Here is a 26617-nt window from a genome sequence, read left to right as displayed (position 1 = left end):
CGCTTGAGCCGACGCATGTCCCTTTAAGCCACTGAGACCCCGGGTGTCATCGCCGGGCCGGGTCCGCCGTGGTTCGACGCCGGGTCGCCGGGGTATGCGTGATCAGGCGTGTTGTCCACACGCGGCCTTCCCGCGGAACCCCGTCGCCTTTCGGCGGATCGGTGGCCGATCCATCCAGATCCATCCGGATCCATCCGGGGTTCGTGCGGGCTCAGTCGGTGGTGCTGCGGGGGTGACCGGTTGGCCGGGTCGGCACGGCATGGCACGGCCCAGGAGGGGGCGTTCCGGGCGTGGCTGCTGCACGGCCTCCAGCAGGAGGACCTGCGGGCGCTCGGGCCGCACGGACCCGGTTCCCCGGAGAAGCAGTACTCGTGGTGGCGGGTCATGTGCCTCACCGGTGTGGACTATTTCTCCAGTCTCGGCTACCAGCCCGGGATCGCCGCGCTGGCGGCGGGCAGCGTCTCCCCGTTGGCCACCATCCTGCTCGTGCTGCTGACGCTGTTCGGTGCGCTGCCCGTCTACCGCAGGGTGGCCGTCGAGAGCCCGTATGGCCAGGGCTCCATCGCGATGCTCGAGGGTCTGGCGCCGCGCTGGTGGGGCAAGGTGATCGTGCTCGTCCTGCTGGGGTTCGCGGCCACCGACTTCGTCATCACCATCACCCTGTCCGCGGCCGACGCGACCGCGCACATCCTGGAGAACCCCTTCGTCCCGCGTGCGCTCTCCGGGCAGCAGGTCGCGGTCACGCTGTTTCTGCTGGCCCTGCTCGCCGCGGTGTTCCTGAAGGGGTTCACCGAGGCCATCGGCATCGCCGTACTGCTGGTCGGCGTCTACATGGCCCTGAACGCGGTCGTGGTCGTGACGGCGATCCTGTACCTCCTGAACCATCCCGCGATGATCGTGAGCTGGGAGCGGGTGCTCACCGAGCAGCATGCCAGCCCGCTGGGGTTGCTCGCCGTGTCGCTGCTGGTGATGCCCAAGCTGGCGCTCGGCTTGTCCGGGTTCGAGACGGGCGTGGCGGTGATGCCGCTGATCAAGGGAGATCTGCCGGGACGCATCGCCGGCGCCAAACGGCTGCTGACCGTCGCCGCCCTGACCATGAGCGTGTTCCTGATCTGCAGCAGCTTCGCCACGATCATCCTGATCCCGGAGAAGGAGTTCCAGCCGGGCGGCAAGGCCAGCGGACGGGCGCTGGCCTACCTGGCGCACGCGTATCTCGGCAACGGGTTCGGCACGCTGTACGACGTCAGCACGATCACCATCCTCTGGTTCGCCGGGGCGTCCGCGATGGCCGGACTGATCAATCTCGTCCCGCGCTACCTGCCCAGGTACGGCATGGCGCCCGACTGGACCCGCGCCGTGCGCCCGCTGGTCCTCGTCTTCACCGTCATCGCGGTCGCCATCACGCTCGTCTTCGACGCCAGTGTGGACGCCCAGGGCGGCGCGTACGCCACCGGAGTGCTGGTGCTGTTCCTCTCCGCGGGCGTCGCGGTGACCATAGACGCGTACAAGGCGGGGCGGCGCGGGCGGACCCGCGTCTTCGGCCTGATCACGCTGGTCCTCGCCTACACGCTGGTGGAGAACATCCGCGAACGCCCCGACGGCGTGAAGATCGCGTCGCTGTTCATCCTGGCGATCATCGTGATGTCGCTGATCTCGCGGGCCACGCGGTCCACGGAGCTGCGGGTCTCGTATGTCCATCTCGACGCGCTCGCGCAGGAGTTCATGGCCGAGTCCAGCGGCGAGATCCACCTGATCGCCAGCGATCCGCACCGGCGCGACCAGGCGGAGTACAACGACAAGCTCCGCGAGCAGTGGTACACGCACCGGCTGCGCAGCTCGGAGCCCGTCATGTTCGTCGAGGTCACCGTGCGGGACGCGTCCGAGTTCCGGAGCGAGCTGCGGGTCAGGGGCGACGTGCGGTACGGCCATCAGATCCTCCAGATCGAGAGCGCGACGGTGCCGAACGCGCTGGCCGCGCTCCTGCTGTACATCCGGGACCGCACCGGCGAGGTGCCGAACATCTACTTCCAGTGGGGCGAGGGGAACCCGGTCCTCGCCATGCTGCGCTACCTGGTCTTCGGTGGCGGTGACGTGCCGGCGCTGACCCGCGAGGTGTTGCGCGTGGCCGAGCCCGACCCGACGCGCCGCCCCCACGTCCACGTCGGCTGACTCCGTGTCGTCTCACAGGCCACCGGCGTAGAAAAATCATCAACATTCCGTCTAATGCCGTATATAAAGCATCAAGATCCCTGAAAAGCCACAAATCTCGCGATTTCCTAGTAATTGCGCCGCCGGTCCCGGCGGCCCCTCCGAGGCGTGCGCTACCGCCCGTCCAGCGCCGCCAAGCTGCTCTCCCGCAACCTCTACGTGTACGGCCTGGGTGGCATCGTGGCGCCGTTCATCGGAATCAAACTCATCGACCTGGTCATCCATCTCCTTCCGGGGCTGTCATGAGAGAGCGTCCGCCGGGCCGGCTCCGGCCCCACCTCGCCGGGTGGCACACGCCCGGCCGGGTCCTCGGCTCCCTGGGCGAGCCGGCCGTGAAGCTGCCGCAACTTAACCTGGATCTGAACGGTGTGAGGAGATGAGGCGGATGGCGCACGGGCGGCTCCGGATCTATCTCGGCGCCGCTCCCGGGGTCGGAAAGACCTTCGCGATGCTCTGCGAGGGCCGGAGGGCACTGGAGCGGGGCCGGGACGTCGTCGTGGGGCTCGTCGAGACCCACGGCCGCGCCCGTACGGCCGAGCTGCTCGACGGCATGGAGATCGTGCCCAGAAAGGACCTCGTCTACCGGGGGGTGAACCTCACCGAGCTCGACGTGGACGCCGTCATCGCGCGCTGCCCGCGGGTGGTCCTGATCGACGAGCTCGCGCACACCAACGTGCCGGGCTCACGGCACGCCAAGCGCTGGGAGGACATCGAGGAGATCCTCGACGCCGGGATCGACGTCGTCTCCACCGTCAACATCCAGCACCTGGAGTCGCTCAACGACGTGGTCCAGGAGATCACCGGCGTGCCGCAGCGCGAGACCGTCCCCGACGAGGTCGTACGGCGCGCCGACCAGATCGAGCTGGTCGACATGTCGCCGGAGGCGCTGCGCCGCCGGATGGCGCACGGCAACGTCTACCCGCCGGAGAAGGTCGACGCGGCGCTGTCGAACTACTTCCGCGTCGGCAACCTGACCGCCCTGCGGGAGCTGGCCCTCCTCTGGGTCGCGGGCAAGGTCGACGAGCAGCTCGACCGCTACCGCGCCGAGCACGGCATCGCCGGGACCTGGGAGGCGCGCGAGCGCGTCGTGGTCGCGCTCACCGGCGGCCCCGAGGGCGACACGCTGGTGCGCCGGGCCACGCGCATCGCGGCCAGGAGCAAGGGCGCCGACCTGCTCGCCGTCCACGTCACCAGAGCCGACGGGCTCGCCGGCCAGGACCCGGCGAGCCTGGCCAGGCAGCGCGCCCTGGTCGAGAGCGTCGGCGGCACCTACCACCAGGTGGTCGGCGACGACATCCCGCGCGCCCTGCTCGACTTCGCGCGCGGTGTCAACGCCACCCAGCTCGTGCTGGGCGCGTCCCGGCGCGGCCGGCTGGCCCAGGTGTTCTCGCGCGGCGTCGGCGTCACGACCACGGCCATGTCGGGTTCCATCGACGTCCACATGGTCACCCACGAGGAGATCAGCAAGGGCAGGACCCGCGGCTCCCGGTCGAGGGCCGCGCTCACCCGCAGACGCCGTCTCGCGGGCTGGATGCTCGCAGGGCTCGGCATCCCCGCGCTGAGCGCCGCGCTGATCCCGCTCCGGGAGGCGCTGACCCTGCCGAGCGAGATCCTGCTCTTCCTGCTCATGGTGGTCGTCGTGGCGCTGGTCGGCGGCATGTGGCCGGCCATCACCGCGGCGGTGGTCGGGTTCGCCCTGCTCAACTGGTATTTCACGCCGCCCATCCACACCTGGACCATCTCCAGCCCGGAGAACCTGCTCGCCCTGGCGATCTACGTGCTCGTCGCGGCCATGGTGAGCGCCGTCGTGGACGTCGCGGCCCGCCGTACGAGAGAGGCGGCGAGAGCGAGCGCCGACGCCGAGGTGCTCTCGACGCTCGCGGGGCACGTGCTGCGCGGCGAGGCGGCCCTGACGTCCCTGCTCGGGAGGCTGAGGGAGACCTTCGGCCTGGCCGCGGTCACGCTGCTGGAACGCCGCGCCGACCGACAGCCGGGCCCGGGGGACCAGTCCGATCCGGACGCCTGGCGCATCGTCGCGACCACCGGAGGCCCCCCGTGCACCTGCCCAGGTACGGCCGACACCGACGTGGTGATCGACGACGACCTGGTGCTCGCCGCGCGCGGCCGGCTGCTCGACGCCTCCGACCGGAGGGTTCTGGAGGCGTTCGCGGCGGAGGCGGCCATCGCGTTGCGGCAGGAACGGCTGGAGGAGGAGGCCGAGCAGGCCCGGCCACTGGCCGAGGCGGACAAGATGCGCACCGCCCTGCTCGCGGCCGTCAGCCACGACCTGCGCACCCCGCTCGCCTCGGCCAGGGCCGCGGTCGAGAGCCTGCGCAACACCGAGATCGACTGGAGTGATGAGGACCGCGCCGAGCTGCTGGCCACGGCGGACGAGTCGCTGCTCAAGTTGGACCGGCTGGTGGCGAACCTGCTCGACATGAGCCGCCTCCAGGCCGGGGCGCTCGGGATCGCGTTGCAGCCGACCGCGCTGGAGGACGTCGTCCCTCGGGCGATCGACGATCTCGGGCCGCTCTGGGAGCGCGTCGAAGCGGACATCTCGGTCGAGCTTCCCGAGATCCTCGCCGATCCGGCCCTGCTCGAACGCGTGCTGGCCAACCTGATGGCCAACGCGGTGCGCTACAGCCCTCCGGAGGAGAAGGTGCTGATCACCGCGAGCAGGCACGGTAGCCTCGTGGAGATCCGGGTCGTCGACCGCGGCCCCGGCATCCCCCAGGAGGCGCACGACCGGGTCTTCCTGCCCTTCCAGCGCCTCGGCGACCGCGACAACCACACGGGCGTGGGACTCGGTCTGGCGCTCTCCCGCGGGCTGACCGAGGCCATGGGCGGCACGCTGGTGCCCGAGGAGACGCCCGGAGGAGGGCTCACCATGACCGTCACCCTGCCCATCTCCTGGAGCGCGGTCGCCGAGTACGGCCCGCAGCGTGACGGGGAACGAGTGAAAGGCGGTGCCTCCCCGGCCTCCCACACGGCCTCACACACGGCCTCACACACGGCCTCACACACGGCCTCACATACGGCCTCACCCACGCCCGGCGGCGACGTCTCCGCATCGGAACTGCGATGACCAAGATCCTCATCGTCGACGACGAGCCGCAGATCCTGCGGGCGCTGCGCATCAACTTCGCCGCCCGTCACTATGAGGTGGCGGTCGCGGCCGACGGCGGATCGGCGCTCCGCCAGGCCGCCGACTGGCATCCCGATCTCATCGTCCTCGACCTCGGCCTGCCCGACATCGAGGGGATCGAGGTGATCCACGGACTGCGCGGCTGGAGCCAGGTGCCGATCATCGTGCTCACCGGGCGGGTCGGCAGCGCCGACGCCGTCAGCGCCCTGGACGCGGGGGCCGATGACTACGTCACCAAGCCGTTCGGCCTGGACGAACTGCTCGCCCGGGTCCGCGCCGCCACCCGCCGGGCGGCGGTGCAGCAGACGGAGGCCGCGGTTGTGCGGATCGGCGACCACACCGTGGACCTGGCCGACAAGACGATCTCCGGAGGAGTACGGCTCACGCCGACGGAATGGCACCTGCTGGAGATCCTCCTGCGCAACCCCGAGAAGCTGGTCAGCCAGCGTCAGATGCTCACCGAGGTGTGGGGCGCCACGTACGTGACGGCGACGCACTATCTCCGGCAGTACATGGCCCAACTGCGGCGCAAACTGGAGCGGGATCCCGCCCACCCGGTGCACCTGATCACCGAGCCCGGCATGGGATATCGCTTCCGCCCCTGACCACGCGGTCTCCGGACCGGGGACGTGCCCGTCGGATGCGGGCATCGAGCACGGCGTGCGGCGCGCCCGGCGAAGGTGACACGAGACGTCTCCTGGGGCGGTGACGGCCCGCCGGGCTTCGGGTGGATCTCGCCTCGCGCGCTCGGCTGGATCTCCCCGCGTGCCGCCCGGCGGGGCCGTACGGGCAGGCGGATGTCAGGCGGGGGCCACCTCGACGTCGGCGACGATGACGCTGATGTTGTCTGGGCCGCCCGCCTCGTTGGCCAGCTCGATGAACTGGCGGACCGCCTCCTCCCGGTCGGCCACCGTGGTGAGCACGCGATGCAGGGTCTCCGGCTCGAGCACCCCGGTCAGGCCGTCCGAGCAGAGCAGGTAGCGGTCACCGGGATGTGCTCCGCGGAGGGAGAGATCAGGGTCGGCCAGACCGCTCGTCTCCACCGCGCGCAACAGGAGTGACCGGTTGGGGTGCTTCGCCGCCTGGTCCGGACTCATCCGACCGTCGTCCACCAGCGACTGGACAAGAGTGTGATCGCGTGTGATCTGGTAGAGGGCGCCGTCACGCAGCATGTACGCCCGCGAGTCGCCCACGTGCGCCAGCGCGAAGCGTGCACCGTCCCAGAGCATCGCGGTGATCGTCGTGCCCATCCGCTCAAGGGCGGGGTCGCGGACCGCCAGATCTCGCAACCTGCGGCTGGCCTCTTGCACCGCCTCATCAAGGGCGGCGACGGCGTCCTCGGGAAAGGGCCCCTCCTCCAGGGCGGCCAGGGCGGCGATGGCCGCCGCGCTGGCCACCTCTCCATTACCGTGACCACCCATCCCGTCGGCTATCGCGAGCAGTCGCGCCCCGGTGTGGAACGAGTCCTCGTTCTTCTTCCGGGTACGGCCGACGTCGGTTCCCGAAGCGTAGCGAAGTCGGTTGTGCGTCATGGTTTTGAGTAAAGCACTGGTTGAATGACTTCACAAGCGCAAGCTAAGCTGGCCGTCATGAGCCACGACGCCACAGTGAACGCGGGAGACATCGCCCGCCTAGCCGACGTCGGGAGAGCCGCGGTGAGCAACTGGCGCCGGCGGTACGAGGACTTTCCGCAGCCCGTCGGGGGCACGGCCTCCAGCCCGCTGTTCTCCTTGCCGGAGATCGAGGAGTGGCTGCGCAGGAACGGCAAGTCCTTCGAGGTCTCGCTGGGCGACCGCGTCTGGCAGGGGCTAAGGGCCGCCGTGGACGATCTCCGCCTCGGCGAGCTGGCGGGTTTCGCGGGGGCGTTCCTCCTCTACGTGCGGCGCGATCCCGACGGCTGGCGGCGGCTCGCCGCCGCTCCCGATCTCGCCGCACGGCTTCCGCGCGAGGTCGCGGCGGCGACGGCCGATCTGCCCGTCCGGCCGGGAACCGCCCTGGAGGACGCGCAGCTGATCCGGTGGATCGCCGACCTGTCCGCGTTGCACGGGCCCGCCACCGCGTTCGAGTTCGTCTGCGAGCGCTATGTCGAGGCCCATGCCCGCCGGCTCGCGGTCACGCGTGCCGAGGTGGCGGCGCTGATGGCGCGCCTCGCCCGGCAGGCGTGTCCTCCGGGCGGCACCATCCTCGATCCGGCGGTCGGCGTCGGAACGCTCCTGCTGGCCGGTTCCGATGCCGGGTCCGAAGCTGGGACTGAGGCGGTGGACGCGGATGCCACGCCGCGGGTTCGCCTGTTCGGCCAGGAGGTCAACGAGACCGCCGCGCTGCTCGCCTCGCTGCGCTTGCTGCTGCGGGGCGCCGGCGCGCGGATCGTGGCGGGAGACTCGCTGCGGCACGACGGTTTCGCTGGTGAACGGGCGGATGTCGTCCTGTGCGATCCGCCGTTCAACGAGCGGGCGTGGGGCCATGAGGAGCTGATCGGCGACCCGCGCTGGGACTACGGAGTGCCGCCCCGGGGCGAGCCCGAGCTGGCCTGGGTCCAGCACTGCCTGGCCCATGTGCGTCCCGGCGGCCTGGTGGCGATCCTGATGCCCGCCGCCGCGGCCGCCCGCCGTTCCGGCCGGCGCATCCGGGCGAACCTGCTTCGGGCCGGTGCTCTCCGGGCCGTCGCCACCCTGTCGGCGGCAGGTCCCGATCTCTGGCTGCTTCGCCGCCCAGAGGCGGGGGAGCGCTCGTCGGCGTCGATCCTTCTCGCCGACGCCTCCGACGACCTCTCGATCGTCGAGTCGGCCTGGCGGACCTACCTGGCCGACGCGGGTTATGGCGGTACGAGTCTTACGGCCGGCGAACGTGCCGCCGACACGGACACGGCCGGTCCTGCTGCGCCGGAAGATGCCCGACGCGGGCTGTCCGCCGGTTCGGTGGCCGAAGGTCGGACATACGGTGGCGTTGCGAGGCAGGCCGGGGCGGTGGCCTCGCCGGGCGAGTTGCCACGCTCTGCCCGGATCGTGCGGATCATCGACCTGCTCGATGACGAGGTGGATGTCAGCCCGGCTCGGCACCTCTCGCCGCGCAGCGACCCCCGTCGCTATCCCGCCGCCGGGCGCAGGCTCCGGGATCTCACCGAGGCGATGGCGGAGGCGGCGGAGGCACTGCCCGCTCTGGAGGTGCTGTCCGGGCGGGCCGATCTCCCGACGACGACCATCACCGATCTGGTCAAGGCCGGGATGGTGGCGATCAGGCATTCGGTGCTGAAAGCAGCCGACACGGGTGATTTGAGCGTCCTTACGGCCGACGACCTGGCACGGGGCGGCTCGCCGTCCGGGCGCACCGGCGCGGTGCCCGGCCTCGTCACGGTGGCGGCCGGAGACATCGTGGCTTCCATGACGACCGCGCGAGTGGTCGGCGAGTCAGGTGCGGTCCTCGGGCCGCAGCTTTCGCTCTATCGCGTGGATCGGTCCCGGCTCGACGCCGAGTTCCTCGCCGGCTTCCTGAAATACGCCGCCGTCCGAGTCAATCAGGGGGCCAGCCGCGTCGATGTCCGCCGGGCGCGCATTCCGCGGCTCTCGCTCGCCGAGCAGCAGGCGTACGGCATGGCCTTCCGGCGACTCGCCGTTCTGGAGGACGCCATCAGGGAAGCGGCCGAGGCGGGCGAGGTGCTGATCCGGCTGGGGTTGGAGGGGCTCGTTGACGGCCGTCTACGACCGCGCGCGTGAAGGTGTAGCTTTTCCCGAAAGGTCGACGGGAGGGGCGGATGGTCATCGGCGACCGGTATGAGCTGGACGACCTTCCCCTCGGCCAGGGCGGCATGGGGGCCGTCTACGGCGGTCATGACAGGCGTCTCGACCGCAGGGTGGCGGTGAAGTTCCTCCGCTTCCCCGGCGGTCATGACGAAGAGCTGGAGCGTCGGTTCATCCGTGAGGCGCGCATTCTCGCCCGCCTGGAGCATCCGGGCGCGCCCGTCCTCTACGACTTCGGCACGTACGATCAGCGCCTCTTCCAGGTGATGCAGTTCATCGAGGGCGTCACGGTCGCCGACCTGGTCAGCGAATACGGCCCGCTCCCGGTCCCCTGGGCCGCGGCGATCGCCGCCCAGGCGTGCGCGGTGCTGACCGCGGCGCACGCGCTGTCCATCTGCCACCGCGATCTCAAGCCGACGAACCTGATGCTCTGCCCGGACGGCAGCGTCAAGGTCCTCGATTTCGGCCTGGCCATGCTGCGCGAGTCGGACGGCGCCCAGTTCACCCGTGTCGGGCAGATCCTCGGCACGCCCGCGTACATGTCGCCGGAGCAGATCCAGCGCGGTGTCGCCGGCCCGAAGAGCGATCTTTACGCTCTGGGCTGTGTCCTGCACGAGATGCTGACCGGCAAGCCGCTGTTCACGGGGCCGACCGAGTACGCCGTGTTCGACAAGCAGGTGAAGGAACTCCCACCGTCGGTGCCCGACGTCCCGGTCGAGCTTGACCGGCTGATCGCCGAGCTGCTGGAGAAGCAGCCGGAGAATCGCCCCGCCGACGCCGTCACCCTCTACGAGCGATTGCAGCCTTTCGCCGTCGACCTGCCCATGTTGCCGGGCTTCCTGAACCCGCCGTCGGTGCCGAGCCCCGGCCGTATGTACGCGCGCATGGTGGGCCGCGTTCTCTGACCTCGGCCGACGCGGGCGAGACGGTCGGACTGGTCGGCGAGTCGGGCTGCGGCAAATGTGTGCGCGTATGGTTTGCCACGTCCTCTGACCTCGGCCCTGGTCGGCGTCGGTCCCCGGCCCGGTCGGGACACTCGATCGGTTGGGCGGAATCACGTGGCACGGGTGAGGAACGAGGTCAGGTGCGACGGGCCGGACGCGGGCCGAGATAGGCGAACGCCCAGCGATCCTTTCCGACTCGGTACAACCGATAGCGCTCCGGGTGCCGATAGCGATCACGGTTGTGGAACTGGCAGGTGGGGCCAAGCTTGTCCAGGTCGGTGGCGCCGCCGTCGCTCCAGTTGTCGATGTGGTCGATCTGGCAGAGATGGGCGGGCAGTGAGCAGTCGTCCACCATGCACGAGGTGTACCGGGCGAGGATGGTACGACGTTGCGCCGCGGTGGCCCGCCGGACCTTGCGGCCCATATCCAAGATCTCGCTTTCGGCGTTCATGACGAGACGGGCCAGGCTGGAGGTGCGGGCCAGGCGGTGGATGTCGGAGACGGGAAGGAACTGACCGGTGGCCAGCAGCAACCCGGGCAGCCTGCGGCCGGACATCAGCCCAGCGGGCAGTGCCCATCCTGACATTCGCTCTTTTGACCGGGAGCGATCCCGCTGAGATCCGCTCGGTGGAGATCCGTTCAGGGGCCGTTCACCTCCGGATGGATCGTTCCTGTGCTGTTTCCCGAGTGGTGTCGAGGCGGGCTTCCTCGACGGTGCGTACGCAGCCGACGCCTTGCCCGGTGGTGTCTGGGGCGGTGATGCTTGGAGCGGTGATGCTTGGAGCGGTGATGCTTGGAGCGGTGATGCTTGGAGCGGTGGTGCCTGGGGCGGTGGTGCCTGGAGCGGTGACGGCATCGCCGAATCGTTGGTCGGACGGCGGCCGGAACCTGCCTCGTCGGTTTGTCGGCCGTCGGATGTGACGGTTCCTCGCTGTGAATCACCATGGTTGTCGTGGTCGGCGCTGTCGGTCGTGGGCCCTGCAGCGCTGGGTGAGAAAGCGGCAGGCGAAGTAGGGGGAGCGGTAGCGGAGGAACCGGTGGCGGGAGAAGCCGTTGCGGGCGAGCCGTACCCCTCCGTTGGCTCGGGGGCATCGTGCCCTTCCGTCGGCTGGGGGTTGCCGCACGGTTCCGTTGGCTGAGGGTCGTCGGGCAGGGACGCGGCGTTCACCAGTACGAGGAGTTCGGTGGTGACCTGCTGTTCCAGCAAGGCGATCAGGGCGTCCGCGTTGCGCACCCGTAGCGGCCGGTCGTCGCCCTCGGCCTTGGGCTTGGCAAAGGTGTCCAGCAGTGCCCGCAGCCGGGCGCCTGCCTCGCGCGGGAGGCGGAACTCACCCTCCAGCCCGCCTGACGAGCTCTCCCGGACCAGCAGAAACCGCTGCTGATAGTCGGCATCCGCCTCATCTTCCGCGCTGTCGGGGTTGAGCACCTCGTGCAGATAGCGACCGGCCCGTGCCACTTCGGTGGGGGTCGCCTGATCAGCCAGCGCGACCAAGATCGGCTCGGCCAGTGCGGCCTGTGCGTCGGTCAACCGGCCTGTGGCGGCGCAGATCGCGGTGACCTGCCCCTCCGAGAGGCTCCCCTGGGCGAACCGATCACGCACCGTCGGCAGCCGGTCCAACTCCGTGGCCAGCCCGACCAGCCGCCCGGCGCCGGCGGTCGTCATGCCCGCCGCGCCTCGCAGCCATGTTTTGGTCGAGGCATGGCCGAACGCCTTGGCCTCGCCCGCCGCATGCACTCGCCGTACGCGCGCTGCGATGGCGGAGGTCAGCCGGTCGCGCGCGAACAGAAGGTCCTGAGCTTCGGCAAGGCACACCGCCGCCGACTCCGGCGGCGGCATCGTCGCGAGTGCGGAAGCGGACTCCTGGATCGAGACCACGAACGGCCATGACGCCTGGTGCCCCGCTGTCGTATCGCCGTCGGTCGGGGTGTCGCTTTCGGCGGCACCGCGAGTATGGCTACGGAGATCGTCTCGGGAATCAGCGGTGCGGGCCGTGTCCTCATCCGAGTCCTCGGGGTAGCTGACGTTGCCTGGAGCGCCAGCGTCGTCGGCTGCTCGCAGCGTCGTTCTCGCTGCGCCATCAGCGGCACCGGCGGGTGACTCCGGGATGCCGTCGACGACGCCGGAGACGCCAGGGACGGCCTCGTCGGGGACGCGAGTGAAGAGGTCGTCGAGAGCGTCATCGAGAGCGAGCGCCGAGGTGCCGCGTGCGGCGCGGGCGGCGTGAGCGGTGTGAGCGGCGCTCAGCAAGGCCACGTGAGCCCACCACTCGTCATTACACGGCCCCTCGGGTGTGCGGTGTGACGGCTTTTCGGTCGAGAACTCGAATGACCCGAATGCTCGGTCCATGTTCACCCCCTCGGCTGGCTGTCCGAACTCCTGTACGAATTATTGCAGGGCAGAGCCGAGAAGGTTGCAAGTTATCCACAGGGGTTCGATCACTATATCGGGCCATTTGCCGTTTTTGTTCCGCTGTTTGCTGCTGCGGGCTTCACTGGCCAGGGTGGGCCGACGTAGGCCTCTGATAAATCGGCGTCACTCTGGACTGTTTTTAGTTCGACCGTAATGCCGGAAATCTGAGGAATCGGGGGTCTTTGCAGTTTTTGTCGCCCAGCTCGAAGGGGCCGGGGGACTGGGGGAAGAAGCAGCTGAGGGACAGGCGCAGGGGGAGGGCCGGGCGTGGAAAGGTGCGCAGGCGGCGGGCTGGACGTCGAGTCGGGGGCGAAGAAGGGCGTGGAGGGCCGGGCAAAGAAGCGGAGGGCGAGACGAGGAGAGGAAGCGAAGAGAAGGCGAAGGGGGTTGAAGCGAAGAGAAGGCGAAGGGGGTTGAAGCGAAGAGAAGGCGAAGGGGGTTGAAGCGAAGAGGGGCGCGGAGGGGGTGGGGTGAAGAGGGGGTGGGGTGAAGAGGGGGTGGGGCGCGGACCCTATGTATCAACGGCGCGAACTCCCCAAAAGTGCCCATTATTCGCATTGAATTCATGCTGACTTTTATTACGACTTTACGCCATAATTGCAGTTGTCTCTGGGGGCCGGGATAACGGTGGGAGTCAATGGCGCGGTTCGTCGATGCGGTGCTGGAGTTCCCGGCGGTGCTGTTCAGCTTCATGCTGGTCGTCGTCATCGCGTACTGGGTGCTCGTTCTGCTCGGCGGGCTCGGACTGGAACTCCCCGATGACTTCCTGACCGGTCTCGGACTGCGCGGGGTGCCGGGCACCGTGGCGCTGTCGCTGCTGGTCGTGGTCGCCTGGTTCGTCGGCCTGGTCGGCGTTGTGCTCTTCGAGGGCGCTCCTGCCCGGTCGGCCGTACTCGTGGTCGCGCTGCTCGCCGGATGGCTGTGCGCCCGCCTGGTGGCGCGGGTGAGCCGCGCCCTTTTTCCCGCCGTGGCTCCGCCGTCCCGGACCGATTTCGTCGGCCGGATGTGCGTCATACGCACCGGGCGGGTCGGGCTCGACTTCGGCCAGGCCGAGGTCACCGCCGACGACGGCTCATCGGCCCTCGTCCAGGTGCGCCAGGCCGGAGAAGAGGATCTCCGCGCCGGCAGCCCCGCTCTCATCTTCGACTATGACCCTGAGGGCGAGTTCTTCTGGGTCATGCCGTACGACATGCCGCACGGCCTTCACTAGCAGGGGATCTTCGATGGTGGATGTGATCAGCACCGGGACGGGCGTGCTCCTCGCCGTTCTCCTCCTTGTCGTCATCAGCGCGGTGGTCATCGTCAGCCGCCTGTACCGCAAGGTCGAACAGGGCATGGCATTGATCGTCTCCAAGATGCGGCGGGTCGACGTCACCTTCACAGGCGCCGTCGTGCTGCCCGTTCTGCACAAGGCCGAGGTCATGGACATCTCGGTGAAGACCATCGAGATCACGCGTACGGGGCATGAAGGGCTGATCTGTCAGGACAATATCCGGGCCGACATCCGGATCACGTTCTTCGTACGGGTCAACAAGACGATAGAAGACGTGATCAAGGTCGCGCAGGCGATCGGCACCGTACGCGCGAGCGACGAGGCGACCTTGCAGGAGTTGTTCAACGCCAAGTTCTCCGAGGCGCTCAAGACCGTCGGAAAGCAACTCGACTTCGTCGATCTGTACACCAAGCGCGACGAGTTCCGCGACCAGATCATCCGGGTGATCGGCACCGACCTCAATGGCTACAGCCTGGAGGACGCCGCGATCGACTTCCTGGAGCAGACGCCGCTGGCGCAGCTCGATCCCGCGAACATCCTCGACGCCCAGGGCATCCGTAAGATCACCGAGCTGACGGCGATCGAGCATGTCCGCACCAACGAATACCAGCGTAACGAGGAGAAGGAGATCACCCGTCAGAACGTCGACGCGCGGGAGGCCATCCTCGAACTCGAGCGGCGGCAGGCCGACGCCGAGGCCAAGCAGCGGCGCGAGATCGACACCGTACGGGCACGCGAGGAGGCCGAGACCGCCCGAGTGCAGGCGGAAGAGCGGCTCAAGTTCGAGACGGCCAACATCCGCACCGAGGAGCAGCTTGGCATCCAGCGCCAGAACCGGGAGCGGGAGATCGCGGTGGCGACGAAGAACCGCGAGCGCGTCATCGCCATCGAGAACGAGCGGATCGAGAAGGACCGGCTGCTGGAGGTCATCTCGCGTGAGCGGGAGACCGAGCTGTCACGCATCGCCAAGGACAAGGAACTCGAGGTTGAGAAGCGGTCGATCGCCGAGGTGACGCGGGAGCGGATCGCCGTGGAGAAGACGGTCGCCGAGCAGGAGGAGAGCATCAAGCGCCTGCGCATCGTGGAGGAGGCCGAGCGGACCCGCCAGGCGCTGGTCATCCAGGCCGAGGCCGAGGCACAGGAGAACCTGGTCAAGGACATCAAGGCGGCCGAGGCAGCGGAGCAGGCCGCCGCGTTCAAGGCGCGAGAGGAGCTCGTCCTCGCCGAGGCGCGCCAGCAGGCGGCCGAGCTCGACAGCCAGGCCAAGATCCGTCTCGCCGAGGGACTGAAGGCCGAGGCCGCCGCCGCCGGCCTCGCGGAGGTCCAGGTACGCGAGCGGGACGCCGAGGCCATCGAGAAGGTCGGCCGCGCGGAGGCCGTCGTGGAGCGGGAGAAGGGGCTGGCCGCCGCGCTCGCCGTGGGCGAGAGGCTCAAGGCGGAGGCCGAGGGCGAGCAGGCGAAGGCCCTCGCCGCTGCCGCCGCTGTGGGTGAGAAGTTGAAGGCGGAGGCGGAGGGTCTCAAGGAGAAGGCCGCGGCCATGGCGGCCCTGGACGAGGCGAGCCGGGGTCACGAGGAGTACCGGCTCCGGCTGGAGGCGGAGAAGGAGATCCGGCTCAAGAACATCGACGTCCAGCGGGAGATCGCGGACGCCCAGGCGACCGTGCTGGCGGCCGGGCTGGAGAATGCCGACATCGACATCGTGGGCGGCGACACCGTCTTCTTCGACCGGCTGATGAGCTCGATCACCATGGGCAGGAGCATCGACGGCTTCGTCGAGAACTCGGCCGTGACGCGGGCCTTGGCCGGGCCGTACCTGGACGGTACGGCGAGCCTGCCCGCGGACCTGGCCCGCTTCGTCGGCTCGCTGGACACCGCCGACGTACGGAATCTCACCTTGTCGGCGCTGCTGCTCAAGCTGATCAAGGCGGGTGGTCCGGACACCGGAAAGTTCCAGGACCTGCTGAGCACGGCCCAGAGTCTCGGCGTCGCGGAGCACCCCGTGGCGGCGCTCAACTCGGTCGAACACTGACGCGAGGCGCGTGAGGCGCGGTGGGACGGAACGCTGAGACGAGGCACCGAGGAACCCTGTGACCGACCCCGTTGTGACTGAATCCGTGACCGGACCCGCGACCGACGTGGCGGCCGGGCGTGTGGCATCCGTGGCCGGGCCCGCGGCCGGCCCGGCCGCCGAGGGCGGGGAGGCGCCGCCTGAGCTGGACTCGAGCACGTACGAGGTGCTGCGGGCCAGGCTCTCCGAGCAGGCCAAGGAGCTGCTCCGCGGGGCCGAGGAGCTGAACGCGCGGCGCCTGAAGGTCTTCGGCGGCGCGGACTTCCGCCTGCTGGGCACGGCCCGCGTCCGCACCGAGAACAACTGCGTGCCGCGTGACATCGTGTCGCTGGGCGAGGTCATGTTGTTCGGCTACAACGTGTTCATCGGGCTGAAGTCCGGGACGACCGTCCGCGACGTGTTCTCGTTCCACAGGTTCACCCGCGACGGGGACGTCTTCCGGTTCGACGAGGTCCCGGGGCTGTTCGACGACCCGGCGTTCGAGCGGGACTTCGGCGAGCTGTACCGCTACTACAGCGAGACGAGGCTGCTGCAGCTCCGGCGGCTGGAGGGGCGGCTGCTGGCCGTCTTCCAGACCGGGCCGCAGGACATCCGGGTCCTGAGATGGAGCGTCGGAACCGACGGCACCGTCAGCTATCTGGACAACCGGGGCGAGCGCGACCACGTGTTCCCGCCGTCGTATGACTTCGAATGGATCGAGACCACTCGGGACGATCACGTCCTCGGTCGCCATCCGCACATCTCGATCGCCGACGAGGTGTTCGTCGAGACGGTCGGCGGCGACCTCACCATCAAGATCGAGAACAACACCGAGACCGGTGAGGGCATCTATCGGGAACCCGTCGCGGAGCCGCTGCAGAGCCTCGCCGACGCGGACATCCACTACGCCAGGATCGGGCCGCTGATCCTGCTGCGCGTACGTCCGTACAACGAGAAGGAATGGCGGCACCTGGTGTTCAACACCAGGACGAGGAAGGTGGAACGCCTCGACGGCATCGGGCAGGCCTGCCAGCGACTTCCCGAGGACCAGGGGATCATCTTCCCCGGCGGGTACCACCTCACCACCGGTGTCGTGAAGACCTTCGACCTCGACGTCGCCGACCTGGAGTTCGAGCGCGTCATCCGCTCTCCCAACGGAGAGGACGTGCTGTACGTCTTCCACGCGCGGGCTGAGGGCCGGTGGCTACTCCTGCCGTACAACGTGATCCGCAAGGAGGTGAGCAACCCGATCACGTGTCACGGGTACTCGCTCTTCGAGGACGGCACGCTCGTGTACTTCCGGACGCCCGCGCCGGTCGCGGGCGAGCAGGGCCGGACGGTACGCGAGGAGCCGACCCGGGTCCACCTGATGCAGATCTGGCAGACGCCGTACGTGTCGGACGTCTTCGCCGCGGCCCGGCCGGTGGGTACGGGGCCGCTGGAGCGGATCGGCAACGCCGACCTGGTGCGCGGGATCTCCGACTGCCTGTCCGTCGTCCGGATGGCCGACGCGATGGCACCGTCCGTGCCGGTGTTCGAGGGGCTCATCGCCGCGTGCGTGCGGATCACCGATCAGTATCACTGGCTGGACGAGCAGGATCTGCGCTCCGCCGTCGGAGCCGTACGGGCGACCGCCGAGCAGGTCCTCGACGAGTTCGAGCGGGTCGAGTCGCTCACCGGGCAGGCCGCGGCGGCGCTGGATGAGGCAGCGGAGCGGATCGCCGTCCTCGTACGGCAGGTCCGGGGTGAGGCGCCGCGATCAGCGGGCGAATGGGTCGGGCAGCTCGCCGAGCTGCGGCGTGCGCAGGGCCGCCTCACGACGCTGCGGGATGTCCGCTACATCGACGTCCAGCGGCTGGACGCCCTGGCCGGCGAGTTCGAGGCCGAGATAGGGGAAGCCGCGCGTAGGGCGGTCGTCTTCCTCCAGGGCGCCGACGCGTTCACCGGTTACCACGCCGAGGTGGACCGGATCGTCGCCGACGCCGGGGCGATCCGAACCGTCGCGGAGGCCGGGCCGGTCGCCGAGCACCTCGCCGGGCAGACCGAGGGCCTGGAAGTCCTCACCGAGGTCGTGGGCGGACTCGACATCGCCGACGCGACGGTCCGTACCGGCATCCTGGAACGGGTCGCCGAGGTGCTCGCGGGGATCAACCGGGCGCGGGCGACGCTCGCCGCGCGGCGGCGCGAGCTTCTCGAGGCCGAGGGCAGGGCCGAGTTCGCCGCCGAGTTCGCCCTCCTCGGGCAGGCCGTCACCGCCGCGCTCGCCCTGGCCGACACCCCGGAACGCTGCGACGAGCAGATGGGGAGGCTGCTGCTCCGGCTGGAGGACCTGGAGTCCCGCTTCGGGGACTTCGACGACTTCGTGGCGAAGCTTTCGGCCAGGCGCGGCGACGTCTACGAGGCGTTCTCCTCGCGCAGGCAGACGTTGCTGGACGTGCGAGCCCGCCGCGCGGAACGGCTGGTCACCTCGGCCGGTCGCATCCTGGAGAGCGTGCGCAGGCGGGCGGTGAGCCTGGGATCGATCGACGAGGTGAACACCTACTTCGCCTCCGATCCGATGGTGGCCAAGCTGCGCGCGGTCGCGGAGGAGCTGCGGGCGCTCGGCGACCAGGTACGCGCGGACGAGCTCGACGGGCAGGTCAAGGCGGCCCGCCTCGACGCCGGTCGGGCGCTGCGCGACCGCCTCGACCTGTACGCCGACGGCGGTGAGACGATCCGGCTCGGTCGTCACCGGTTCGCGGTCAACACCCAGCCCACCGATCTCACGCTGGTTCCGATGGAGGGCCGGATGGCGTTCGCCATCACCGGGACCGACTACCGGTCACCGGTGGAGGAGGAGTCGTTCGACCGGACCCGGACCTTCTGGGATCAGGTGCTCGTCTCCGAGTCGCCCGAGGTGTACCGGGCGGAGCATCTGGCCACGTCGATCCTCGACCTGGCGGAATCGTCCTCCGGCGGTGGGCTGACGCTCGACGTGCTTCACGCCTCCCTGGCCGACGGCGGCCTGCTCGACGTCGTGCGCCGCGTGGCGGAGACACGCTACGACGAGGGATACGAGCGCGGTGTCCACGATCACGACGCGGCGGCGATCCTCGGCGCGCTGCTCCCCGTATACGCGGGCGCCGGGCTGCTGCGCTTCCCGCCCGCCGCGCGGGCCGCCGCCCAGCTCTTCTGGACGTTCGGTACGGGCGAGGCCCAGCGCGCGGCGTGGAGCACGCGGGCCCGCTCCCTGGCCAGGGCCCGTTCCCTGTTCGGGTACGGCTCACGCGCGCCGGGCGCGGACGGGGACATCAGTGCGATCGAGGAGCTCCGCGCCGAGCTCGGGTCGGCGACGGCGGAGTTCCTGCGCGACCGGGGGCTGCGCCTGGAGAGCGCCGACCAGGACGCCGACATGGAGGGCGCCGACCTGGCAGGGGACTATCTCTTCGAGGAACTGGCCGAGCCGCATCCGGGGCCCGCGCTCCCCGCGCATGCGCGATCCGGCCCGTGCTTCACGACCGGGCCGCTCGCGCGGCTGGTGATGGAGCGGTTCCGTGCGGCCCTCGGCGATTCGGCCGAGGACTTCGACGGCGAGCTGCGGGCGCTCGGCGACGACCTGGCCGCCAGGCACCAGCTGGTGATGGCGTGGCTGGCCGCCTTCCTCGGGACGTCTCCCGATCTCTCGACCGCCACGCGCACCGCGGCAGACGTGCGGGCGGGGGATCTCGCCGAGGCCGTCGCCGTCGTGCTGTGCGACCTGCCGCGACACGAGCCGTCGGCCTCCCTCACGGTCACCGTCGAAGGGCTGCTCGGCGCGCATCCCCGGCTGGCCGGACGGAGCCTCACGCTGCGCCTCGACGAGGTCCTGGCGCGGACCCGGCGGTTCCGGACCGAGCGGGTGCCCGCCTACCGGGCGTACCAGAAGCAGCGCGGCGAACTGCTCGACCGCGAACGGGCCCGGCTGCGGCTGGACGAGTACCGGCCGAAGGTGATGAGCGCGTTCGTGCGCAACCGGCTCCTCGACGAGGTGTACCTGCCGCTGGTCGGCGACAACCTGGCCAAGCAGATCGGTGCGGCGGGGAAGGGCAGGCGCACCGACCAGATGGGCCTGCTACTGCTCATCTCACCCCCGGGGTACGGCAAGACCACGCTGATGGAATACGTCGCGAGCCGGCTCGGCCTGGTGTTCGTCAAGATCGACGGCCCGGCGCTGGGCCACGCCGTCACCTCGCTCGACCCCGCCGACGCGCCGAACGCCACCGCCCGGCAGGAGATCGAGAAGGTGTCGTTCGCGCTGGAATGCGGGAACAACGTGCTGCTGTACCTCGACGACATCCAGCACACCTCGCCCGAACTGCTCCAGAAGTTCATCTCCCTGTGCGACGCGCAGCGCCGGATGGAGGGCGTCTGGAACGGCGGGGCCCGGACGTACGACCTGCGCGGCAAGCGCTTCGCGGTCTGCATGGCGGGCAACCCGTACACCGAGTCGGGACGGCGCTTCCGCGTCCCGGACATGCTGGCCAACCGGGCCGACGTGTGGAACCTCGGCGACGTGCTGTCGGGCAGGGACGATCTCTTCTCGCTGAGCTACATCGAGAACGCGCTCACCTCCAACCCCGTGCTCGCTCCGCTGTCCACCCGCGACCGGGCCGACGTGGAGCTGCTCGTACGGCTGGCGCGCGGTGACGCGGACGTGCGGGCCGACCAGCTCGCCCACCCGTACCAGAAGGTGGAACTCGACCAGATCGTGGCGGTCCTGCGCCGGTTGTCACGCGTCCAGGAGGTCGTGCTGGCCGCGAACCAGGCGTACATCGCCTCGGCGGCCCAGGCCGACAGCTCCCGCGCGGAACCGCCCTTCCGGCTCCAGGGGTCGTACCGGAACATGAACAAGCTGGCCGAGCGGATCGTCCCCGTCATGAACGACGCCGAGATCGAGGCGTTGATCGACGACCATTACGCGGGCGAGGCCCAGACGCTGACCTCCGAGGCCGAGGCGAACCTGCTCAAGCTGGCCGAGATGCGCGGCACGATGACCGCCGAGCAGAAACGGCGCTGGGCCGAGGTGAAGGCCGGCTATCTCCGGGCGCGGGCTCTGGGCGGTGACGAGGACAACCCGGTGGTCCGGGCGGTGGGCGCCATCGGTCTGCTCGCCGACCGCGTGGGCGGAGTCGAGAAGGCCATCCGGTCACAATGAACACACAGGTATCGCAGGACGGGGTTCTTGTCGCGATATGTGCGTGATCAACACGGGGTTGTGTGTTCATTGTGACGACGGCTTGATTGTCAGTCCCGCCAGCGGCTGAGCACCTGGTCGATGCGGTCGCGGATCCGGTCCCGCGCTTCCTTCCGGGGGACTCCGGCCATCAGCAGGCGGTCGTAATCCGTGTCCAGATGGCGTACGGACGCGATGACGGCCAGGGTGACGGCCCGCTCGTCGAACACGCGGGCGGCCGCCGTCCGGCCCACCCGCCCGCTGCCGCGCAGCCCCGCGTGCAGGGCGATCGCGTCGGCGCGTTCCGGCGGGCAGCCGGGGAACAGCCGCCGGATCTCCTCGGCCAGCGCCGCCTGGAACTCGACGTCCCCCGCCTCGCGCCGCAGCCGGTCCCTCTCGCGGCGGCGGAGCCGTACCTCCTCGTCGGCCAGGCACTGCTCCTCGGCGCGGGCGAGCGCCTCGTCCTCGACGAGGATGCCCTGCCGTTCGAACCGCTTCCGGCGGCGGTTGTACTGGACGACCACCGCCGAAAGGACGCTCTCCTTCTTGGCCCGGCGGCTCAGCGCCGCGTTCCCGGCGGGCAGGAGGACGAGGTGGTCCATGTCCGCGCAGGTGAGGCAGTGCGGCCGGTCGTCCTCCATGATGTGGTGCGGCCCCGTTCCGCCGCAGCCCGCGCAGGACCACGGTTCGAGCGGAACGACGACGGTCAGGTCCGGCGGCCGGGTCTGCCGTTCGGCGAGCTGCCTGCGTCTGGCCTCGCTCAGCTCCGGCGAGAACCAGTGGACCCGGAACACGCGCTCCAGCTCCTCGTCGCCGTCGATCGTGAACCGCAGCGGCCGCCGGTCCCGGCCACCCGACACGTACGCGGACTCACCCGGGACCAGCCCGCGTGCCAGCGCCCACTCGCGGAGGATCGCCACGGCGTCGGCCATCTTCGCCGCGTCCACCGCCGTCACCCGCTCCAGGCTGTCGGTGCGGCCCTGCCGCCAGGTGTCGATGTTCCTGAGGTAGGACCAGCGCAAGCCCGTGATCACGTCGACCGCCGTCACGTGCCCCCGCAGGGTCAGCGCCTCATTCGCCGCGTGGGCCACCCGCCCGGCCAGCCTGCTCCCCGTCACCCCGTCGTTTCCCACCGCTCAAGGGTGCCCCATCCCCGGCCCGTACGGCACGGCGTCCCAGGAAGCGGCAGGCGGCCGGAAGCCGGGACCGGAGGTGTTCCGGTCCCGGCGACGGGGTTCGCGCCGGATCGGCGGACGACGCGCGCGCCGTTCTCAACTGACGCTGCGGTAGAGGTCCCTGGCCAGGGCGGTCAGCCGGGTCGCCGACGAGCCGAAGGACGCGCCCGCCGGTTGGGTGGTCAGCACCACCATGATGAACCGGTCGCCGATCACGCCGGTCGTGTGCAGCACCGGACGGTTGAAGTCCACCGGATTGCCTCGCTTGAGACTCGCCGTGGCGGTCTCCTTTGCGGCGAGGCCGGCGGCGGTGGCCGCCACCGCGGTCGAACGGCCCGCGGAGCCGTCGGCCACGGCGCGGTTCGTGGAGCGGTTCGTGGAGCGGGGCCCGGTTGCGGTGGAGGCGAGGTCCGCCGGGGCGAGCGCGGATGAGGTGGCCGCCTCGCGGACGCACTTCACCGGGGGCACGGAGCCGTATCCCGACCAGCCCTGCTTGACCGCCCAGGGACGCGGAACGCCGCGCGGGATGCCGAAGTACTGGTCGAACCCGTCCGTCGCGCACTGCTGCGCCTGGCGGAGGTGGCCCATGACCACGTCGCGTACGCGGGGCTCGGCCTTGTCCAGGAGGTACCGGTAGACGCGCGCGATGTCGATGGCGCTGATGGCCGTGTAGCCCCAGAAGCCCGGTTTGGCCGCGGGCGGCGGCGCGGTGTCGGTCAGGCCGATCTTCCGGGCCATCCGCTGGACGATCCGCCCCTGACCGCCGCGCCGCCACAGCGCGGTCGCCGCGTCGTCGTCGCTGCCGCGCAGCATGGGCGCGAGCAGCGCGGCGTCGCGGGCCGGGATCGGGTCCTTCTGTCGTTCGAGATAGTCGATCGCGATCAGGATCTTGACGATCGAGGCGGACCTGAACCGGCGGTGGACCTGGTGATTCGCGATCACCCTGCCCGCCTGCCGGTCGAAGACGACGTAGCCCGCCGTCACGCCGGACGGCACCCGCACCGGGCGCGGGGTCACAGTGGAAGCCACGGCGGAAACGGCAGTGGAAGCCACGGTGGAAGGCGCGGTGGAAGCCACAGTGGAAGGCGCGGTGGAAGCGGCAGTGGAAGCCGCGGCGGCGCCCGCCACGAGCTGCGCGGCCACCAGCGGGACGGCCAGGGAAGCGGTGACCGGTGCGAAACGCTTCATCGGCGACCGTCGAGCAGAGGCTGGGAGGGGTCCCAGCGGGTGCCCTCGGCGGCGTCCTTACGGCGACGGGCGATGCCGGACAGCGCTTCGAGCACCACGCGGTTGCCGAGGTAGGCCGTGATGTCCGCGTGGTCGTACGGCGGAGCCACCTCGACGATCTCCACGCCGACGACGGGCAGCTCGTAGCAGGTCCGCCGTACCGCGTCGAGCAGTTGCCGGGCGCTCAGGCCGCCGGGTTCGGGGGTTCCGGTGCCGGGCGCGTGGCCCGGGTCGCACACGTCCACGTCGACCGAGAGATACACGCCGTCACAGTCGTCGAGCGCGATGCCGTACGCCTCGGTGAGGCACGTGTCGAGGCCGCGGTGGACGATCTCGGTCATCTCATACGAGCGCATACGCTGGCCCGCCATCCAGTCGAGGATGTCGGGTCCCGGCCAGTAGCCGCGCAGGCCGATCTGCAGGAACCGGTCGCCCCGGATCGCGCCCGACTCGATCAGCCGCCGCATCGGCTGGCCGTGGCCGTGCAGGTGGCCGAACTCGATGTCCCCGGTGTCGGCGTGCGCGTCGAAGTGCAGCATGGAGATCCGGCCGAAGCCGTGGTGGCGGGCGACGCCGGTCGCGTCCGGGAGCGCGATGGTGTGGTCGCCGCCCAGGACGATCGGGATCGCCCCGGAGGCGGAGATCCGGGCGACCGCGTCCTCGATGGCGCGCAGGCTGCCCTCGATGTCACCGGCGTACGTCTCGACGTCACCGGCGTCGAGAACGCGGATGTCCTGAAGGGCGTCGACGCGCATCGCCAGACTGGGCCGCGAGCCGTCGTGGGGGAGGTAGCAGGTCTGGCGGATGGCGTTGGGGCCGAACCGCGCTCCGGGCCGGTGCGAGGTGCCCCCGTCGAAGGGAGCGCCCAGGATGACCACGTCGGCGTCGGCGTACGAACCGGGGTCGTTCACGTCGCAGCGGTCGACGCCGAGGAAGGTGATGTCGGGGCCGAACATCTGGCCGTAGCGCGTCACAGCGTTCCTTTCAAGTGCGGGTCGTGCTCTTCGGGGACGGCGAGGAACGGATCGAGCAGGCCGGGGATGCCCGCGGTCGCGATGCCGATCGCCTCGCTCATCGCCACGTCCGGGACACGGTAGCCCTGCCGCCCCGCGGCCGTGGTCGCGGTCAGCGTGGCCAGGCCCGCCCGGCGCTGGAAGAACGACCGCGTGACGTTCCAGCCGATGATCCCGTCACATTCCAGGGCGACGCGTCTGCGCCCCAGCGATCCCCATCGGGTGACCAGGTACTCCCGGGTCATCGCGTGCCCGAGGTTGCGGTAACGGTCGGCCGCGAGCAGCGCCGCGAACGGGATGAACGCCAGGGCCGTGATCCAGGTCCAGGCCGGCAGGCCCGCCCATTCCCACAGGGCGAGCAACGCCACCACGGCCACGGCGTTCGCGCCGAGGGCGCGGGTGAACCGGCGGCGCAGCGCGGCGGGGCCGTGCGGGACGAGCGGCCCGACCACGGGCGACGTGCCGTCACCCCCACGGGGGGCGAGCACGCGTTCGGCGAGCGTCTCCACCTCGGCGACCGGGGCGGGCGGCAGGAGCATCGACCCGCCGCGCTGGGCGCCCCGGCCGGAGTGCAGGCCGGTGGTCACCGCGATCAGCCGCGCCCCTCGCACGGCACGCAGCAGCAGCGGCTCGCTGACCTCGACGCCACGCAGCCGGCGCTCCTCGATGGTGGTCGCCCGGGTCGTGATGAGCCCTCGGGTGACGTGCAGCGTCCCGCCGGAGTGCCGGGTGAGCCGGAACCCCCAGAACGACAGGACGTAGCCCAACGTGGAGGCGACCGCCACGAAGACGATCAGGGCGATGACCACCCCCGCGACCGCGCTCCATACGGGGACGCCGGTGAACCACTTCCAGCCGTCGCGGAGCGCACCGATCTGGCGGAGATCCACGCCGCCCTCGTTGGTCAGCCGCGACACGAATCCGGCGATGACGCCGACCGCGACGACGCCCGACAGCGTGAACGGCGCGTACCTGATCCAGCTGAGCTGAAGCCGGGCGAGCTCGGTCTCCTTTTCCCGCCCGAAGGTCCCCGCGACCGGGGCGGTCGGCACGTCGCCGACGCCGGCGACGGTCGGGATGCCCGCGACTCCGGTCGGGATGGCCGCGACTCCGGTCGGGATGGCCGCGGCGCCGGGCCCCCGCGCGTGATCGCCGGCTGCCGCTCCCGCTCCGGCTCCCGTGCCGGCCGGAACGCCTGCGGACGCCCGGACTCCCGCCGTGTCCAGGCGGTGCAGCAGCTCCTCGCGCAGGTGGGCGGCCTCGGCGGTGCCGAGGGCGTCGAGCTTCAACGCGCCGTCGCCCTTCTGGTCCGAGCGGCCGGTGCCGATCTCGACCCGGGCCAGGCCGAGGACGCGATGGAGGAGGTGCGAGGTGACGTCCACGGTGCGGACCCGGTCACGGGGGACCGTCATCACCTGCTTGCGGAAGAGGCCCTTGCGCACCTGGATGTGCTCGTCCGTGATCCGGAAGGTCGTGGTGACCCACCGGAACACGCCGATCACGATCATCAGCGCCAGGATGCCGAGGCTGAAGAGGTGGCCCGGGAAGCCCTTGTTCGACCCGGCCACCAGCAGTCCGAGCAGGGCGGGCACGGCGCGCACGGCCACGTGGAACGGGTGGACGAACAGCATCCGGGTGCTGAGCCGCCGCCACTCCTCGGTCCGGGGCACGTCGGCCGTACGGCTCGCGTCGATTGTGCCGGCGGCGTCAGCTGTGCCGGGGGCGTCGGTTGTGCCGTTCGTTGTGCCGTCGGTAGTGCCGTTCGTTTCCGCTGGGCCGCTCACGTGGCGTCACCGACGGTGGCCTGCGCGCTCGCGGTGAGCTCGTGCACGATCCGGTCGGCCGTCTCGCGGGCGAGGCCGCTGATCGTGATGGGCCCGGCCGCGGAGGCGGTGGTCACGGTGACGTTGGCCAGCCCGAAGAGCTGCTCCAGCGGGCCGCGCTCGCTGTCCACGGTTTGGATCCGCGAGACGGGCGCGATACGCCATTCCTGCTTGAACCACCCCGACAGGGTGTACACGGCCTCCGGCGTGGTCTCCCAGCGATGCACCCGGTACCGCCACCGGGGCATGACGATCAGATGTGCGGCGGCCAGCACGGCGGTGACGGCCAGCGCCGGGATCCGGATGGCGTCGTGGTCGCCGTCGGCGACCACCATCCAGGCGACCTGGGCGCCGATGACGACCAGCCAGCCGAGGGCCGCGCGGATGGTCCAGTACCAGATCGCGGTACGGCTCACGCGATGCA

Annotated in this window: 16 protein-coding genes; 9 read left to right on the top strand and 7 right to left on the bottom strand. The window is 70.3% G+C overall.

What is annotated here, in order from left to right; genetic code table 11:
* The first annotated feature begins 240 nt into the window (after window positions 1–240).
* The 4 genes from QSK17_RS21125 to QSK17_RS21110 all read left to right on the top strand — a co-directional run bounded on the left by QSK17_RS21125 (window position 241) and on the right by QSK17_RS21110 (window position 5958).
* The gene (locus QSK17_RS21125) at window positions 241–2169 is read left to right on the top strand and encodes an APC family permease (protein WP_285706686.1); all 1929 of its coding nucleotides are present in this window, start codon (window positions 241–243) and stop codon (window positions 2167–2169) included.
* A 147-nt stretch (window positions 2170–2316) separates the two neighbouring features.
* Window positions 2317–2454: a hypothetical protein gene (locus QSK17_RS21120; RefSeq protein ID WP_502889257.1), complete on the top strand. Its 138-nt coding sequence runs from the start codon at window positions 2317–2319 to the stop codon at window positions 2452–2454.
* Between the two features lie 139 nt (window positions 2455–2593).
* A complete protein-coding gene (locus QSK17_RS21115; protein WP_285706685.1) occupies window positions 2594–5293 on the top strand; it encodes a sensor histidine kinase in 2700 nt (899 codons plus the stop codon).
* A complete protein-coding gene (locus tag QSK17_RS21110) occupies window positions 5290–5958 on the top strand; it encodes a response regulator (RefSeq protein WP_285706683.1) in 669 nt (222 codons plus the stop codon). Before QSK17_RS21115 ends, QSK17_RS21110 begins: the two co-directional genes overlap by 4 nt.
* 195 nt (window positions 5959–6153) lie before the next feature.
* Here the strand turns inward: QSK17_RS21110 and QSK17_RS21105 are convergent, their stop codons facing one another.
* Window positions 6154–6885, bottom strand: coding sequence for a PP2C family protein-serine/threonine phosphatase (locus tag QSK17_RS21105; RefSeq protein ID WP_285706681.1), 732 nt, complete (start codon window positions 6883–6885; stop codon window positions 6154–6156).
* A 57-nt stretch (window positions 6886–6942) separates the two neighbouring features.
* Between QSK17_RS21105 and QSK17_RS21100 the strand changes: the two genes are divergently transcribed.
* On the top strand, window positions 6943–9066 hold the full coding sequence (locus QSK17_RS21100; RefSeq protein WP_285706679.1) for an HsdM family class I SAM-dependent methyltransferase: 2124 nt from the start codon (window positions 6943–6945) through the stop codon (window positions 9064–9066).
* A 38-nt stretch (window positions 9067–9104) separates the two neighbouring features.
* Window positions 9105–9995: a serine/threonine-protein kinase gene (locus QSK17_RS21095; protein WP_285706678.1), complete on the top strand. Its 891-nt coding sequence runs from the start codon at window positions 9105–9107 to the stop codon at window positions 9993–9995.
* Window positions 9996–10170: 175 nt separating this feature from the next.
* On the opposite strand, the gene QSK17_RS21090 is transcribed toward QSK17_RS21095, so the two are convergent.
* A complete protein-coding gene (locus QSK17_RS21090; protein ID WP_285706677.1) occupies window positions 10171–12381 on the bottom strand; it encodes an HNH endonuclease signature motif containing protein in 2211 nt (736 codons plus the stop codon).
* 700 nt (window positions 12382–13081) lie between these two features.
* Here QSK17_RS21090 and QSK17_RS21085 point away from each other — a divergent pair.
* The 3 genes from QSK17_RS21085 (at window position 13082) to QSK17_RS21075 (ending at window position 20937) form a co-directional block, all read left to right on the top strand.
* Window positions 13082–13654, top strand: a complete 573-nt coding sequence (locus tag QSK17_RS21085) for a hypothetical protein (protein WP_285706676.1) — start codon at window positions 13082–13084, stop codon at window positions 13652–13654.
* Between the two features lie 13 nt (window positions 13655–13667).
* Window positions 13668–15746 carry a flotillin family protein gene (locus tag QSK17_RS21080; protein ID WP_285706675.1) on the top strand — a complete coding sequence of 693 codons (2079 nt, stop codon included), beginning with the start codon at window positions 13668–13670 and terminating at the stop codon, window positions 15744–15746.
* A 106-nt stretch (window positions 15747–15852) separates the two neighbouring features.
* Window positions 15853–20937 (top strand): DNA repair ATPase, encoded by a 5085-nt coding sequence (locus QSK17_RS21075; RefSeq protein WP_502889264.1) that lies wholly within the window; start codon window positions 15853–15855, stop codon window positions 20935–20937.
* Window positions 20938–21026: 89 nt separating this feature from the next.
* Here QSK17_RS21075 and QSK17_RS21070 read toward each other — a convergent pair whose 3' ends face one another.
* The 5 genes from QSK17_RS21070 to QSK17_RS21050 form a co-directional block, all read right to left on the bottom strand.
* Window positions 21027–22088: a DUF2293 domain-containing protein gene (locus QSK17_RS21070; RefSeq protein WP_285706674.1), complete on the bottom strand. Its 1062-nt coding sequence runs from the start codon at window positions 22086–22088 to the stop codon at window positions 21027–21029.
* 138 nt (window positions 22089–22226) lie between these two features.
* Complete coding sequence (locus tag QSK17_RS21065) at window positions 22227–23318, bottom strand: D-alanyl-D-alanine carboxypeptidase family protein (protein WP_285706673.1); 1092 nt, start codon at window positions 23316–23318, stop codon at window positions 22227–22229.
* On the bottom strand, window positions 23315–24331 hold the full coding sequence (speB, locus tag QSK17_RS21060; RefSeq protein WP_285706672.1) for an agmatinase: 1017 nt from the start codon (window positions 24329–24331) through the stop codon (window positions 23315–23317). Before speB ends, QSK17_RS21065 begins: the two co-directional genes overlap by 4 nt.
* Window positions 24328–26154: a PH domain-containing protein gene (locus tag QSK17_RS21055; RefSeq protein WP_285706671.1), complete on the bottom strand. Its 1827-nt coding sequence runs from the start codon at window positions 26152–26154 to the stop codon at window positions 24328–24330. Before QSK17_RS21055 ends, speB begins: the two co-directional genes overlap by 4 nt.
* Window positions 26151–26609, bottom strand: a complete 459-nt coding sequence (locus QSK17_RS21050; RefSeq protein WP_502889255.1) for a PH domain-containing protein — start codon at window positions 26607–26609, stop codon at window positions 26151–26153. Before QSK17_RS21050 ends, QSK17_RS21055 begins: the two co-directional genes overlap by 4 nt.
* Window positions 26610–26617 lie beyond the last annotated feature (8 nt).

The sequence above is a fragment of the Microtetraspora sp. NBRC 16547 genome (genome assembly GCF_030268965.1).
GTDB lineage: Bacteria > Actinomycetota > Actinomycetes > Streptosporangiales > Streptosporangiaceae > Microtetraspora.
The sequence above is the reverse complement of the archived record's forward strand: the minus strand, read 5'-3'. Positions and strand labels throughout refer to the sequence as shown.